The sequence below is a fragment of the Caulobacter vibrioides OR37 genome (assembly GCF_000372645.1).
Classification (GTDB): domain Bacteria; phylum Pseudomonadota; class Alphaproteobacteria; order Caulobacterales; family Caulobacteraceae; genus Caulobacter; species Caulobacter vibrioides_E.
Genome location: NZ_APMP01000023.1, coordinates 1 through 14,966, shown reverse-complemented (window position 1 = coordinate 14,966; position 14,966 = coordinate 1). Strand labels below are relative to the sequence as shown.

General features: G+C 69.8%; 14 protein-coding genes. 8 read left to right on the top strand and 6 right to left on the bottom strand.

Translation table 11 applies throughout. From position 1 onward, the window contains the following. Positions 1-24: 24 nt before the first annotated feature. Entirely contained in the window at positions 25-1,275 is a 1,251-nt protein-coding gene (locus OR37_RS15310) for a UbiH/UbiF/VisC/COQ6 family ubiquinone biosynthesis hydroxylase (protein ID WP_004621789.1), read from the bottom strand. Positions 1,276-1,321: 46 nt separating this feature from the next. Next, positions 1,322-2,020 carry a MarC family protein gene (locus OR37_RS15305; RefSeq protein WP_004621788.1) on the bottom strand — a complete coding sequence of 233 codons (699 nt, stop codon included), beginning with the start codon at positions 2,018-2,020 and terminating at the stop codon, positions 1,322-1,324. Positions 2,021-2,105: 85 nt separating this feature from the next. Here OR37_RS15305 and pyrF point away from each other — a divergent pair, with 85 nt between their 5' ends. Then, positions 2,106-2,807 carry an orotidine-5'-phosphate decarboxylase gene (pyrF, locus tag OR37_RS15300; RefSeq protein ID WP_004621786.1) on the top strand — a complete coding sequence of 234 codons (702 nt, stop codon included), beginning with the start codon at positions 2,106-2,108 and terminating at the stop codon, positions 2,805-2,807. A 3-nt stretch (positions 2,808-2,810) separates the two neighbouring features. Continuing rightward, positions 2,811-2,996, top strand: a complete 186-nt coding sequence (locus tag OR37_RS15295) for an arsenate reductase/protein-tyrosine-phosphatase family protein (protein ID WP_004621784.1) — start codon at positions 2,811-2,813, stop codon at positions 2,994-2,996. A 24-nt stretch (positions 2,997-3,020) separates the two neighbouring features. On the opposite strand, the gene ggt is transcribed toward OR37_RS15295, so the two are convergent. From ggt to OR37_RS15275, 4 genes are all read right to left on the bottom strand, one after another. Beyond that, positions 3,021-4,721 carry a gamma-glutamyltransferase gene (gene ggt, locus OR37_RS15290; protein ID WP_004621781.1) on the bottom strand — a complete coding sequence of 567 codons (1,701 nt, stop codon included), beginning with the start codon at positions 4,719-4,721 and terminating at the stop codon, positions 3,021-3,023. A gap of 138 nt (positions 4,722-4,859) precedes the next feature. Next, on the bottom strand, positions 4,860-6,167 hold the full coding sequence (locus OR37_RS15285) for an ABC transporter ATP-binding protein (RefSeq protein WP_004621779.1): 1,308 nt from the start codon (positions 6,165-6,167) through the stop codon (positions 4,860-4,862). A gap of 14 nt (positions 6,168-6,181) precedes the next feature. Next, complete coding sequence (locus OR37_RS15280; protein ID WP_004621776.1) at positions 6,182-7,948, bottom strand: ABC transporter permease; 1,767 nt, start codon at positions 7,946-7,948, stop codon at positions 6,182-6,184. Between the two features lie 250 nt (positions 7,949-8,198). Continuing rightward, positions 8,199-8,402: a DUF1674 domain-containing protein gene (locus OR37_RS15275; RefSeq protein WP_004621775.1), complete on the bottom strand. Its 204-nt coding sequence runs from the start codon at positions 8,400-8,402 to the stop codon at positions 8,199-8,201. 92 nt (positions 8,403-8,494) lie between these two features. On the opposite strand from OR37_RS15275, the gene OR37_RS15270 reads away from it, so the two are divergent. The 6 genes from OR37_RS15270 (at position 8,495) to OR37_RS21135 (ending at position 14,835) form a co-directional block, all read left to right on the top strand. Then, the gene (locus OR37_RS15270) at positions 8,495-9,775 is read left to right on the top strand and encodes an RsmB/NOP family class I SAM-dependent RNA methyltransferase (RefSeq protein WP_035017535.1); all 1,281 of its coding nucleotides are present in this window, start codon (positions 8,495-8,497) and stop codon (positions 9,773-9,775) included. Between the two features lie 38 nt (positions 9,776-9,813). After that, positions 9,814-10,473, top strand: a complete 660-nt coding sequence (rpe, locus tag OR37_RS15265) for a ribulose-phosphate 3-epimerase (protein WP_004621770.1) — start codon at positions 9,814-9,816, stop codon at positions 10,471-10,473. A gap of 9 nt (positions 10,474-10,482) precedes the next feature. Further along, positions 10,483-12,228, top strand: a complete 1,746-nt coding sequence (locus tag OR37_RS15260; RefSeq protein WP_004621768.1) for a heparinase II/III family protein — start codon at positions 10,483-10,485, stop codon at positions 12,226-12,228. Positions 12,229-12,356: 128 nt separating this feature from the next. Next, on the top strand, positions 12,357-13,631 hold the full coding sequence (locus OR37_RS15255) for a glutamate-5-semialdehyde dehydrogenase (RefSeq protein ID WP_004621767.1): 1,275 nt from the start codon (positions 12,357-12,359) through the stop codon (positions 13,629-13,631). Next, a complete protein-coding gene (locus tag OR37_RS15250; RefSeq protein ID WP_035017520.1) occupies positions 13,597-14,247 on the top strand; it encodes a nicotinate-nucleotide adenylyltransferase in 651 nt (216 codons plus the stop codon). Before OR37_RS15255 ends, OR37_RS15250 begins: the two co-directional genes overlap by 35 nt. 87 nt (positions 14,248-14,334) lie before the next feature. Then, positions 14,335-14,835: a Panacea domain-containing protein gene (locus OR37_RS21135; RefSeq protein WP_081612964.1), complete on the top strand. Its 501-nt coding sequence runs from the start codon at positions 14,335-14,337 to the stop codon at positions 14,833-14,835. Positions 14,836-14,966 lie beyond the last annotated feature (131 nt).

Here is a 14,966-nt window from a genome sequence, read left to right as displayed (position 1 = left end):
CCCCCGCGATGCGGGGAGCCAACCTTACAGAGCTTGGCCGCGCAGCAGCTTGGGCAGGTCGCCGACCCCGCCGCCGGCTTCATGCATGAAGAACCGCCGGGCTGGCGCGATACGGTTGACCACCGCCAGTCCGGCGGAGCGCGCCGCCCGCAGCAGCGGGTTGTCGTTCGAGAAGATCCGCACGAAGGCGTCGAAAGCGAGGGCGTTGCTGACCGTGTCGAAGCGCCGCCAGCGCGCGTAGCGCTCCAGCACCGCCTCGCCGCCGATGTCCTCGCCGCAGCGGACGGCCTCGACCAGCACCTCGGCCAGCGCCGCGGCGTCCTTGAGGCCCAGGTTCAGGCCCTGGCCGGCGATCGGATGCACGCCGTGGGCGGCGTCGCCGATCAAGGCCAGGCGCGGGGCGACCATGCGCTCGGCCAGCAGCAGCGACAGCGGATAGACGAAGGTCGGCCCCACCACCTCGACCTTGCCCAGGAAGTCGCCGAAGCGGCGCATCAGGTGGGCGTGGAAAACCTCGGGCGCGGCGTGACGCAGAGCCTCGCCCCGCGCGGTGCTCTCGGTCCAGACCAGGCTGGCGCGCTGCTCGGTCAGGGGCAGGATGGCGAAGGGGCCGCTGGGCAGGAAATATTCGTGGGCGACGCCCTCGTGCGGGCGCTCCAGCTTGACCGTGCAGACCACGCCGCTCTGGCCATAGCCCCAGCCGATATGGCCGATGCCGGCCGCTTGGCGCAGGACCGAGCCGCGCCCTTCGGCGCTGACGGCCAGCGGCGCGGTCAGGGCGCGACCGTCGGACAGGATCAGCCGCGCCGCGCCGGGCGTGATCTCCAGGTTCTTGGCGGCCATCGGGGCGATGACCGGTATGTCCTTTTCGATCACCGCCTTGGAGAGGGCGGCGCGGATCTGGCGGTTCTCGATCAGATAGCCCAGGGGCTCGCCATCGATGCGGCCCGAGATTTCGCTGGAGTCGAACCGCAGGAAGGCCGGCGAGGCCAGCCCCGCCGCCGCGCCGGGCGTGCGGCCGTCGGTGACCAGGATCTGCTCGATGCGCTGGGCGTGGGGCGCCAGGGCCTCGCCGGCCCCAATCGCGCGCCACTGGCGGAACGAGGAATAGGCGATGGCCGAGCTGCGTCCGTCGAAGCTTGGCGCCAACTGGGCGTCGAATGGCTGTGGATCGACCAGCAGCGGCTTCAGACCGCCGGAGGCGAGAGCCAGGGCCAGGGTCGCGCCGGCCATGCCGGCGCCGGCGATGATCACATCCGCATCATGGTCGCGCATGGCCGCGATATGGGCCTCGCTTCCCCGCCCTGTCCAGAGCCCGAGGCTACTTATGGCTTTCGGCGTAGGGGGCCTTGGCCTCGCTCTTGATCAGGCCGCGCGTGGCGTCGCCCACGCCGACCAGCACGAACTGCACCGCCAGGGCGCAGAGGATCAGGCCCAGCACGCGGACCACGATGCTCATGCCGATACGGCCCAGCACCTTGCTGATCAGCGGCGCGGCCCAGAAGGCGGCGACGACCACCGCCGAGCAGGCGGCGATCACCGCCACGCCGATCCCGGCGCCCGTCAGGCCCAGGCTCTTGGCCTCGGCGGCATAGATGATCACGGTCGAGATCGCGCCGGGGCCGATTAGCAGCGGCATGGCGAACGGCACGATCAGGCGTTCGAAGCGCTTGCGGGCATAGGCGCGCGGCGACTGGTTCTCCGCGCTCTCGGCGGCGTCGGCGAACATGGTGGTGAAGTCGTCGCGCACCATGTCCAGGCCCAGGATGAACAGGATGATGCCCCCGGCGATCCGGAACGCCTGCATCGAGATGCCGAAGAAGGCCAGCAGCCCCACGCCGGTGAAATAGAAGAAGATCAGGAAGGCCGTCATGAACAGGCCGATATACAGCGCCACCATCCGCCGTCCGGCGGGCGCCGCGCCCAGGGTGGCGGCGGCGAACAGCGGCACGTTGCCGATCGGATCAATCAGCGCGAACAGCGCGACGAAGAAGTTGACGGCGAGTTTGGCCTCGGTCATTCGACGTCCCTACCTTTCAGATCGCGCCCAAGCTTGTCCTTCCTAGGGCGACTGATGGCGCGCGCCAACCCCTGGGGACCAGACCATGACCGCCGACCCGCGCCTGATCGTGCCGCTCGACCTGCCGACCGTCGACGAAGCCCGCGACATGGTCGAGCGTCTGGGCGACGCGGTGTCGTTCTACAAGATCGGCCTGGAACTGCTGGCCAGCGACGGCATGACCCTGGCGCGCGAACTAAAGACCAGTGGTAAGTCGATCTTCCTGGACTGGAAGCTGCACGACATCGGCGCCACGGTCGAGCGCTCCGCCCGGGTGCTGGCCCAGAGCGGCTGCGACCTGCTGACCGTCCACGCCGAGCCCCAGGTGATGAAGGCCGCGGTTCAGGCGCGCGGCGCGTCGTCCCTGAAGATCCTGGCGGTGACCGTGCTGACCAGCCTGACCGACGCCGACCTGATCGAGATGGGCTACGCCTTCGGGGCCCGGGACCTCGTGGAGCGCCGCGTGCGCCAGGCGCTGGAGTGCGGCGTCGACGGCATCGTCTCGTCCCCCCACGAGGCCGCCCTGGCCCGCGAGATCGCCACGGCGGCTGGCCGTCCGGACTTCCTGATCGTCACCCCGGGCGTGCGTCCCTTCTGGGCGGCCAAGAACGACCAGGCCCGCGCCGCCACGCCCGAGGCCGCCCTCCGCGCCGGCGCCAGCCATCTGGTCTGCGGCCGCCCGATCACGGCGGCCAACGACCCCCGCGAGGCGGCGCTGAAGGTCGCGGCGGAGATGGCGGGGGTTTGAGGCTTGAACGTCCTCTTCGTCTGCAGCCAGAACAAGCTCCGCAGCCCGACCGCGGAGCAGGTGTTCGCCAACTGGCCGGGCGTCGAGGTTAGCTCGGCGGGCCTCGACGATGGCTGCGGCAATCCGGTGACGCCAGAGGCTCTAGTGCGGATACTGGAGGCGAAGGTCCCGCCGTTCCTGCGTCGGTAGTCCAACGCCTCGCGCGGCGTGGGCCTACTTAACCACCATCGCCACGCCGCGCGCCCGAGGATCGGCCTCGGGAACCGGCTTGCCGTCGATCACCTGGATCGCCTCGATGTCGCCGATGCCGGGGTACTCGACGAGGCGATAGCCCGAACGCTCCAGGGCGCTCTTCGTCTCGGGCGCCGGCGGGGCGAAGCGTTCGGTGAAGATCGTGTTCTCGGGCAGCAGTTGATGGTGGAAGCGCATCTGCTTTTGCGCGGCCTTCAGGGACAGGTTGAAGTCGTAGACATCGGCCAGGACCTGGAACACCGAGGTGAAGATGGTCGAGCCGCCGGGGGTGCCGATCACCATGGCCGCCCGGCCGTTCTTGGTCAGGATGGTCGGGGTCATCGAGGACAGCGGCCGCTTGCCTGGGCCGATGGCGTTGGCGCTGCCGCCCACCACCCCGAACATGTTGGGCGCGCCGGGCTTGGCCGAGAAATCGTCCATCTCGTCGTTGAGCAGGAAGCCGGCGCCCTCGACCACCACGCCCGAGCCGAACCAGCCGTTCAGGGTGTAGGTGTTGGAGACCGCGTTGCCCCACTTGTCGACGATCGAGAAGTGGGTGGTCTGCGGCTTCTCCAGGCCCGGCTGAACCGCCTTGGTCGGCGAAGGCTTGTCCGGGTCGATCTCCTTGGCGCGCCTGGCGACATAGGCCGGGTCGATCAGGTTCGAGACCGGGACCTTCACGAAGTCGGGGTCGCCCAGATATTCGGCGCGGTCGGCGAAGACGCGCTTTTCGATCTCCGAGACCAGATGGACATAGGGCGCGCCGTTCAGGGCCTTGCCCTTGAAGAGCGGCGCGGCGTCCTGCTTCATCAGGAGCATCTGCATCAGCGCGATCCCGCCCGAGCTGGGCGGCGGGGCGGTGATCACCCGATATCCGCGCCAGTCGGCGGTCACCGGCGCGCGCCAGACGGCCTTGTAGTTCGCCAGGTCGCTCTTGGTGATCAGGCCCTTCTGGGCGCCGCGCCCCATCTGGGCGACGATCAGGTCCGCGGTCTCGCCTTCGTAGAACGCCTTGTCGCCGCCCTTGGCGATGCGCTCCAGGACCGCCGCCAGCGCCGGCTGCCGGAAGATCGTCCCGGCCTTCATCGGACCAAAGTGGGCGCGGAAGTTGGTGGCCGAGAAACGCGCGGGAACCTCGTTGTCCAGCATCCCCGCGAACTGCGCGTTGACCTCGAATCCGTCGCGCGCGTAGCGGATGGCCGGGGCCAGGACCCGCGCCCAGGGCAGCTTGCCGAACCGCTTGTGGGCCATGGCCATGCCGCGCACCGTGCCGGGCGTGGCGACCGCCAGATTGCCGAACAGCGACAGGCCCGGGACCGGCTCGCCGTCCTTGCCCAGGTACATGTCGGCCGAGGCCGCCGCCGGCGCGGTCTCGCGATAGTCCAGGAAGTAGGGCTTGCCTCCGACATACAGGGTCATGAACCCGCCGCCGCCCAGATTGCCGGCCTCGGGATAGGTGACCGCCAGGGCGAAGGCCGTGGCCACCGCCGCGTCCACCGCGTTGCCGCCCGCCTTCAGGATCTCCCGCGCCGCCAGGGCTCCGAACCGGTCGGGCGCGGCCACGGCGCCGGCGGAAAGGGCGCGGGTCGAGGCCGCCTCGGCCTTGGGCGCCGCCTCGGCGGCCGGCGTGGTCAGCAGCAGGGCGACCGCGGCGGTCGCGACAACACGGGTAAGCAGGCGCAAGATGGAGCCTCCAAGGCGGGCGGTCACGTTATCCGCGAAAGACCGCCGACTCCAAGGCCTTGAGCATCTCACGCTCTAAACATTTGATTTAGAGCCTTTTTGACGCCTGAGATCGATTCCGATTTCAGGCTAAAGGCTCTAGACGGCGTCCTCCAGCGAGAACCGATCCGCGCCCTCGTCATAGGAGAAGGCCTCGGCGTAGCGGCTCCAGTTGGTCACCGCCCGCAGGGTCTGGTCGGCGTAGTCGGAGGACATGAAGTCCTCCAGCTCGTCCCGGAAGCGGCTGGCCGGCGCCATGTGGCTGGGGCGATCGTCCAGCACGCGGCGCACGTGGGCCGCCAGCGGAACGTGGGCCAGCAGTTGCTGGGCGAAGATCGACTTGCGCGCGTCGACGTCGGCCTCGGCGTAGCGGCGGGCCGTCGGGGTCAGCACCAGGTCGCCCTCGCGCATCTCGGCCAGGCGCAGCAGCTGCAGGGTCTCGGCGATCGGGAACAGCTCGTCGGCCTCGTACTGCAGGTCCTGCGCCAGATCCGACATCGGCGCGCGGCCGTCGAACGGGTCGGCGTGCACCGTCTCGATCAGGCCGGCCATGACGTTGGTCGAGACGCGCGGCAGCACCATGCCCAGGCCCATGCCGGGGAACACGCCGTCGCGGGCGGCCGGCGCCTGGTCGGGCCGGGTCATCTGGGCGTAGATCCGCTCGACGAGATCGCGGAAGGCCGGGTCCTGGCGGTTGCGCGGCTGGGGCAGGTCGACCTTGATCGTCGACACCACGCGGCCCGGATTGGACGAGAACACCAGGATGCGGTCGCACATCAGCACCGCCTCCTCGATGTTGTGAGTGACCATCAGGATCGACTTGATCGGCATCCGGCCTTCGCTCCAGAGGTCGAGAAGGTCGGTGCGCAGGGTCTCGGCGGTCAGCACGTCCAGGGCCGAGAACGGCTCGTCCATCAGCAGGATCGACGGATCGACCACCAGGGCGCGGGCGAGGCCCACGCGCTGGCGCATCCCGCCCGACAGCTCCTTGGGATAGGCGTTCTCGAAGCCGTCGAGACCGATCAGGTCGATGGCGGCCAGAGCGCGCTTGCGGCGCTGGTCCGGCCGAACGCCCTTGGCCTCCAACCCGACCTCGACGTTCTGCAGCACGGTCAGCCACGGAAACAGCGCGAAGCTCTGGAACACCATGCTGACGGTGGTCGGACCCTCGGGGCGGGGCGGGAAGACGATCTGGCCGGCGGTCGGCTTGATCAGGCCGGCGATCGAGCGCAGCAGGGTCGACTTGCCCGAGCCCGAGCGGCCCAGCAGGCCTACGATCTCGTTCTCGTTCAGGGTCAGGTCGACATTGTCGAGCACCAGCAGGTTCGCGCCCTCGGCCTTGCCGTAGAGGTGGCGGACGGCCTTGGCTTCGACGAGCGGGGCTTGGACGGGGGTCATGCAGGTCATGGGAAAGCTCTCCCTTAAGCCAGGCGGAGACGGCGTTCAGCGTAGCGGTACATCGGCCGCCACAGCGTGCGATTGAAGGCGATGACGAAGACGGACATGACCGCCACGCCCAGGGCGACGCGGGCGCTGTCGCCGGCGGCCGTGGCCTTGGCGATGTAGCTGCCCAGGCCGGCGGCCTCGAGGTGCTCGTGACCCCAGCTCACGGCTTCGGCCACGATGCTGGCGTTCCACGATCCGCCCGAGGCGGTCAGGGCGCCGGTCACGTAGTACGGGAAGATCCCCGGGATCGCGACCTGCCGCCACCACTGCCAGCCCTTGAGGCCGAACATGCCGGCGGCTTCCTTGAGGTCGCTGGGAATGGCGCTGGCCCCGGCGATGACGTTGAACAGGATGTACCACTGGGTGCCGAACACCATCAGCGGCGAGAGCCAGATGTTGGGGTTCAGGCGCAGGGCGACGATCGTCGCCACCGCGAACGGGAACATCACATTGGCCGGGAAGGCCGCCAGGAACTGGGCGATCGGTTGCAGGCGTTCGGCCCAGGCCGGGCGCAGGCCGATCCAGACGCCGATCGGCACCCAGATCAGGCTGGCCAGGGCGATCAGCACGACCACCCGCAGCAGGGTCGCCAGGCCCAGCAGCGACACCTCGCCGACGTCGCCGAAGGTCAGGCGGGCGCTGAGGAACGACCAGAGCAGCCAGACGCCGCCCGCCAGGGTGACGGCGACCAATGTCAGCCACAGCAGGTCCATCACCCGGCCCAGGGCGGGATGCGGCTTGGGCAGGCGCATCATCGGCAGCCGCACGGGCGGCAAACCTGCGGTCGCGCGCGACAGGCTCGCCAGCGGCTTGGCCAGGGTCTGGCTCAGCGACCGGGTCCAGGCCGCCCGGCGCAGCAGGTCATAGAGCCACGAGGCGGGACGCTGCTGGCTGGCGGTCTGTTCGAAGCGGAACTTGTCGGCCCAGGCCACGACCGGGCGGAAGACCAGTTGGTCGTAAAGCACGATGATCACGGCCATCGCCCCGACGCCGACCGCCACGGCCTTCATGTCCTGACGGGCGATGGCGACCGACAGCCACGACCCGATGCCGGGCAGGGTGACGGTCGTGTCGCCGACGGTGATGGCCTCTGACGCCACGACGAAGAACCAGCCGCCGGACATCGACATCATCACGTTCCACACCAGGCTGGGCGTGGCGAACGGCAGCTCCAGCCGGGTGAAGCGCCGCCAGGGCGAGAAGCCGAACTGGCGGCTGACCTCGTCCAGGTCGGCCGGGATGGTGCGCAGAGACTGGTAGAAGCTGAAGGCCATGTTCCAGGCCTGGCTGGTGAAGATGGCGAAGATCGCCGCGCACTCCACGCCCAGCTGGCGGCCCGGGAACAGCCCCATGAAGAAGGTGACCGTGAAGGTCAGGAAGCCCAGCACCGGCACCGACTGCAGGATGTCCAGCGCCGGCACGATCAAGAGCTCGGCCTTGCGGCTCTTGGCGGCCAGGGTGGCGACCGTGAACGTGAAGATCAGCGAGGCGCCCAGGGCCAGGAACATGCGCAGCGTCGTGCGCAGGGCGTATTCGGGCAGGCGGGCCGGATCCAGCGTCACCGGCGTGGCGTGCAGTGCCGCCAGCGGCTGGCTCATGTCCTCCGCGCCGCGCACCACCAGGACGGCGCAGGCGGCCAGCAGCAGGAACGCGACCAGATCCGCCCACTTGGGGACGGTCCCGGTGTTCAGAAACCGCGCGATCGGGCGCGTGGCCTTGAGGTCTCCGGAGAGGAAAACCATGGGGCTTCACCTTGTGACTATGGCCGCGACCGGCCGCCAGCAAGGAGCCCTCTAAACCCCTAGCGTGACGCCTTTCGCGGCGTGATGGATCGACTGATACTGTCGCTGGGCATGGGGTTTTGGGTTTCCGTTGGGCGCGCTCCGCCGCGTCGCGGCCTTGAGCGCGGCGGCGAAATGCGCCTGTCGAACGCGGTTGTCAAGCTGGTCTAACGGTGAGCGGCGAAACGCCGCCGGATCGGGCGCGCGCGGCTCAGAAATCGACCGCGACGCCCTTCTTTTCCCAGTCGCCGAAGCGGGTCGGCTCGGGGCCGTCGCGACCGCCCTGCTCGGTCGGCAGGTCAAGCGCCTGTTGGGCGGCGCGGCGGGCGGCGGCTTCCTCCAGCGCGCGGCGAGCGGCGGGGGACAATTCCTTGTCGGGCGCCGCGCCGGGCGGCAGGTCGGAAGGGTCGGACATGGCGCGATTCTAGCATTTTCCGTCCCGCGCGCCTCGCGATTTTTCCGAGAAGACGCTTGCGCTCGCCCTGGCCTTTGAGGCACGGCGAGGAGGTGACTCAAGAACTCAACGACGGTCTCCCCGCCCGGGAGGCCGCTCTGAACCTTATCGAGGCGGCGCTTTCGCGTCGCGGCGGCATCGACGAGGCCACGTCGGCCAACGGCTTCCGGTTCCTGGAACCGCGCGAGCGCGCGTTCGCCCGCGCCCTGGCCATGGCCGTGCTGCGCCATCTTGGACCCATAGACCGCGCCCTGTCGGCCCGTCTGCAGAAGGCGCCGCCGGATCGAGTGATGCACCTGCTGCGCCTGGGCGCGGCCCAGGCCTTCCACCTGGATGTCCCGGCCTTCGCCGCCGTGGCCACCTCGGTGGAGCTGGCCGGCGCGCACAAGACCAGCCGTCCGTTCAAGGGTCTGGTCAACGCGGTGCTGCGCGGCCTGCTGCGCGACGGCGAGCCGGCCGACGATCCGTCCCTTTCGGCGCCCCCCTGGCTCTATTCGCGTTGGATCGCCGCGTTCGGCGAGGCCACGGCCCGCGAGATCGCCGCCCAGATCGCCCTGGAGCCCGCCACCGACCTCTCGCTGAAGCCGGGCGCGGATGTCTCCGCCCTCGCCGAAGCCCTTGAGGCCGAGACGCTCGACGGCGGCTCGCTGCGCCTGCGCCGCAAGGGCGACGTGGCCGGCTGGCCGGGCTTCGAGGACGGGAGCTGGTGGGTGCAGGACGCCGCCGCCGCCATCCCCGCGCGCTTGCTCGGCGTCAAGCCGGGCGACGCGGTGCTGGACCTCTGCGCCGCGCCTGGCGGCAAGACCCTACAGCTGGCCGCCGCCGGCGCCGACGTCGTGGCCCTGGACCGTTCGGCCGCGCGGCTCAAGCGCTTGGAAGAGAACCTGGTCCGCACGGGCCTCTCGGCCGAGACGGTCGTCGCCGACGCGGCGATCTGGGACGACGCGCGGACCTTCGACGCCATCCTGCTGGACGCGCCGTGCAGCGCCACCGGCACCTTCCGCCGCCATCCGGACGTGCTGTGGGCCGCCCGGCCCGGCGACGTGGCCAGCCTCGCGGCCGTCCAGGCCCGCATCCTCGACGCCGCCGCCGACCGCCTCAAGCCCGGCGCGCGTCTGGTCTACTGCGTCTGTTCGCTGGAGCCCGAGGAGGGCGAGGCCCAGGTCGAGGCGTTCCTGGCCCGCCGCCAGGACATGGCTCTGGATCGGATCGCGGCCGGCGAGGGCGGGGCGCCCGCCGCCAGCCTGACCGCCCGGGGAACCCTACGCCTGCTGCCGCACCAGCGCAACGGGGGCCAGGACGGCTTCTTCGCCGCGCGATTCCGCAAGCTCTAAGGGCTGACAGAGCGGCGCGACGCGGTTATCCCAGACCCATGACCGCGCCGATCATCGCCCCCTCCATCCTCGCCTCCGACTTCGCCAAGCTGGGCGAGGAAGTCGCCGCCATCGAGGCGGCCGGCGCCGACTGGGTGCATGTCGACGTGATGGACGGCCATTTCGTGCCCAACATCACGCTCGGCCCCGACATCGTCAAAGCCATCCGGCCGCACGCCAAGATCCCGTTCGACGTGCACCTGATGATCAGCCCCGCCGACCCCTATCTGGAGGCGTTCCGCGCCGCCGGGGCCGACATCATCAGCATCCACCCCGAGGCCGGGCCGCATCTGCATCGCAGCCTCAAGCGCATCCGCGAGCTGGGCGCCAAGGCCGGGGTGGTGTTCAACCCCTCGACGGGCGTCGACCACGTGGAGTGGATCCTGGAGGACGTCGACCTGCTGCTGGTCATGTCGGTCAATCCCGGCTTCGGCGGCCAGAGCTTCATCCCCGGCCAGCTGCGCAAGGTCGAAGCGCTGCGCAAGCTGGTCGACAAGGCCGGCCTTCCGATCGTCATCGAGGTCGACGGCGGCGTCACCCCGGTCACCGCGCCGCAATGCGTGGCCGCGGGAGCCACCGCCCTGGTCGCCGGTTCGGCGGTGTTCAAGGGCGGTTCCGGCGCCTATGCCGACAACATCCGCGCGTTGAAGGGCGGCTGATCCCCCGCCATGGCCGTCAAGCGTCCCGCCAACGGCTTGAAATTTCCCGCGCCCTTCTTGGCGTCAAGAAGGCGCGGCGGCGTCCTGTGGAAGGCCGTCGGGGCCGAGGTCGCCAGCCATGTCGAGCGCGAGTGGTTCGGCTCCGGTCCCCATCGCCTGATCCTGGCCTTTCCGCGTCCGGAGGGTCTGGCCGCGCGCCCGCACGATCCGCGCCCGAACGATCCCGCCCGGGGCCTGAAGATCCTTTCCGGCACCCTGGCTCTGGACGGCGGGACCGTGCGGATCGGCGCGGACGGCGACCCGTTCGACACCGCCAGCCCGTCGCGCCGTTTCGCCGTCGCCCTGCACCGCTTCGACTGGCTGCCCGACCTGATCGCCGCCGGCCCGGACGGCGCGCGCCGGGCCTTGCGCCTGATCGACGACTGGCGACGGGTGTTCGGCAAGTGGAACGCCTTTTCGTGGTCGGCCGAGTGTCTGGAGCGGCGGGTCTTCCACCTGGCCTGCGCGGCCAAGGCGCTGGCCCAGGAAGGCAGCGACGCCGAGATCGCCGATCTCCTGATGGACCTCGCCCGCCAGGGTCGCCACCTGATCGAGATCGCCAAGTTCCCCGAGCGCGTGCTGGAGCGCGCCGTCGTCGCCGCCCTGGCCGGCTGCGTCCTGGCCGGCAAGCCCGGGGAGCGGCTGATCGACAAGGGGCTGAAGGTCGTCGCCCGCCATATCGATCTTATGGTGCTGCCCGACGGCGGTCACGCCACCCGGTCGCCCGAAGCGGGCGTGGAGTTGCTGTTCGACCTGCTGACCTTGGACGACGCCCTGGGCCAGCGCGGCCGGCCGAGCCCAGAGGCCCTGTCGCGCGCGATCGACCGCCTGTCGACGGCCGCGCGATTCTTCACCCTGGGCGATGGTCATCTGGCCGCCTTCCATGGGGGCGAGGCGATCGAGCAACGGCGCATCGCCGCCGCCCTGGCCCATGACGACGCCGGCCCGCGTCCGCTGAACGTCGCCCCGCACAGCGGCTATCACAAGATGATCGGCGGCAGCCTGGAGGTCATCGCCGACGCCGGCCGCCCGCCGCTGGGGCCGTTGAGCGTCGCGGCCTGCGCCCAGCCGGCCGCCGTCGAGATCGTCTGCGCCAAGGATCGCCTGATCACCAGCTGCGGCTGGAGCCCCGAGGCCGCCGGCGCCCACGCCTTCCGACTGTCCGACGCGGCCTCCACCGTCTCGGTCGGCGACGGCTCGGCCGGGCGGCCGCTGTCGGGCTTTCGCGCGCGGACGCTGGGCCCGTGGCTGGTCGACGGCGCGACCAAGGTCGAGGTCAAGCGCCACGACGACGTCGGCGGCGTCTGGCTGGATATCGTCCACGACGGCTGGCGCCATGTGGGCCTCACCCACGCCCGCCGGCTGTTTCTCGACGCGGTCAATGACGAACTGCGCGGCGAGGACAGTCTGGTCCCCTTGGCCGCCGACCCGGGCGCGGCTCAAGGTCCCCGCCGCTATCTCCCCTTCGCCGTGCGCTTCCACCTTCACCCCGAGGCCCGCGCCTCGATCGCCCGCGATGGTCGGAGCGTGCTGATCCGAGGGCCCAACAACATCGGCTGGTGGCTTCGCAACGACGCCGTCGATGTCGAGATCGCCCCGTCGGCCCACTTCGACCACGGCCTGGCGCGCAAGGCCGGCCAGATCGTGCTGAAGAGCCAGGCCAGGCCCGAGGTCGGGGCCAAGATCCGCTGGAAGCTGACCCGGGCGGAGGGGTAGGCGGCGGAGGCCAAGCGACGGCGCCGCGGCGAAACTCGATCCGTTTTCAGACGAAAGCCGTTTCATCCTGTCCTGAAAGCGCCTAGGTAAGCCTCAACCTGAGCATAACCTTCCCAGGGACGAGACCGATGGACGACGCGGGTGCCAGCTTGCAGGCGACGATGACGGGGATGGGCCGGACGGCTCGCGAGGGCGCGCGCGCGCTCCGCCTCGCCACGCCAGAGCAGCGCACCGCCGCCATCCAGGCCATGGCCGCCGCGATCCGCGAGGACGCCGCCGCCATCCTGGCCGCCAACGCCCAGGACCTGGCCCGGGCCGGCGCCAACGGCCTGACCGCTCCGATGCGCGAGCGGCTGCTGCTCGACGCGGCGCGGCTAGAAGGCGTGGCGGCCGGCGTGGAGGCCGTCGCGGCCATTCCCGATCCCATCGGCGTGTCCACCGCCCGCTGGACCCGGCCCAACGGCCTGGACATCAGCCGCGTGCGCACGCCGATCGGCGTGATCGCCATGATCTACGAGAGCCGTCCCAACGTGACGGCCGACGCCGCGGCGCTGTGCGTGCGCTCGGGTAACGCGGTGATCCTGCGCGGCGGTTCGGAGTGCCTCCATTCCAACCTCGCGATCCACGCGGCGATCGCGCGGGGCCTGGAGGCCGCCGGCCTGCCCGCCGCCGCGGTCCAGATCGTCAGGACGCCCGACCGGGCCGCCGTCGGCATGATCCTGGCGGGGCTGGACAAGGCGATCGATCTGATCATCCCGCGCGGCGGCAAGAGTCTGGTCGCCCGCGTCCAGGCCGAGGCCCGCGCCCCGGTGCTGGGCCACTTGGAAGGCCTGAACCACGTCTTCGTCCATGCCGGCGCCGACGTGAAGAAGGCCGTCGACATCGTGCTGAACGCCAAGATGCGCCGCGTGTCGGTGTGCGGCGCGGCCGAGACCCTGCTGATCGACAAGGCGGCCGCCGAGCGGCTGCTGCCGCCGATCGCCGACGCCCTGATCCAGGCCGGCTGCGAGCTGCGCGGCGACGCCGCCGCCCGGGCCATCGAGCCCGACATGAAGAAGGCCAGCCCCGAGGACTGGGTCACCGAATATCTGGCGCCGATCCTGGCCGTCGCGGTGGTCGACGGCGTCGAGGGCGCGGCCAGGCACATCGCCGCCCATGGCTCGGGTCACACCGACGCGATCGTCACCGAGGATGCGAGCGCGGCGGACGCCTTCGTGGCGGCGGTCGACAGCGCCATCGTGCTGGTCAACGCCTCGACCCAGTTCGCCGACGGCGGCGAGTTCGGCTTCGGGGCCGAGATCGGCATCGCCACCGACAAGCTACATGCCCGCGGCCCGGTTGGGGCCGAGCAACTGACGACGTTCAAATATGTGGTTCGCGGGACCGGCCAGACTCGTCCCTGAGGCCGGCCGGCCCCAAGCGCAGCGCCTCGGCTTCCACCTGGAGCCGGGGATGCGCGTGGGCCTGTTCGGCGGCAGCTTCAACCCGGCGCACGAGGGGCACGCCCACGTGGCCGAAACGGCCATGCGCCGTCTGGAGCTGGACCGCGTGATATGGCTGGTCTCTCCGCAGAACCCGCTGAAGTCCTCGCACGAGACCCGGCCCCTGGCCGAGCGCGTGGCCGGCGCGCGCCGCTGGGCGCGCGGCTCGGGCATGATCGTCTCCGACGCCGAGACGCGGATGGGCTCGCGATACACGATCGACACGCTGCGCGTGCTGCGGGCTCGCCATCCCGGCGTGAAGTTCGTTTGGGTCATGGGCGCCGACAGCTTGGCCACCTTCCACCGCTGGCGCGGCTGGACCCAGATCATGCGCGAAGTGCCTGTGGCGGTGATCTCGCGTCCCTGGATCGCCCTGAAGGCCCGCACGGCGCCGGCCGCCCGACGCTTCGCCTTCGCCCGCTGGCCGGCCAGCGCCGCCGCCCGCTTGCCGGACGCCACCGCTCCGGCCTGGGTCTATCTGACGGGGCCGCTGAACTTCGCCTCTTCGACGGCGATGCGGGCGCGACAGAAGGGCTGAACCTTTGCATTGAAAGCAAAACGCCTATTCCTTCGCTTTGCATTTCGGGCGCGATCAGCTATGTCTAGAACATAGAGGGAACCAGCGATGACGCATCGAGCCGTCGAAATTGCGAATGAGTTCCTGCGTTTGCCCGGCGCATCTGGCCGGTTAACGCAAATGCATTTGCAAAAGCTAGTTTACATCGCGCATGGCTGGAATTGGGCGATCAATGGCGAACCGTTGATTGGCGACGAGATTCAAGCTTGGAGCTTTGGTCCGGTAGTTCGAGACCTCTACGAACACACGAAATTTTTCGGCAGCGAACCGATCAACCGGCCTATCACGCCGGATGATAGTCAGGTGGCTCGCTTCTTTGGAAACTCTGGCGAAGCAGCGCCTTACAGCGCCACGCTCACCGGTCGCGAGCATCAAGTCATTGAACAGGTTTGGCGGCGCTATGGCGGGCTAAGCGCTATTCGCCTATCGGAACTGACCCACCAACCGGGCACTCCGTGGTTTTTGGCATTCCAGCGAGGCCGGAATACCAGAATCGACGAAGACGTTATTCGGGCTCATTATAATGAGCTGGCCGAACGTGCCGCCTAGCTCGAAACCGAAAGTTCGAGACCCGTCGATCATTAGCAGCGCTCCAACGGAGCCAGATCGGCTAGATTTTGATGCTGCCCAGAGTCAACGCTACCTAGAGATCGTTGCCGAACTATCGGCTGAAAATGAAA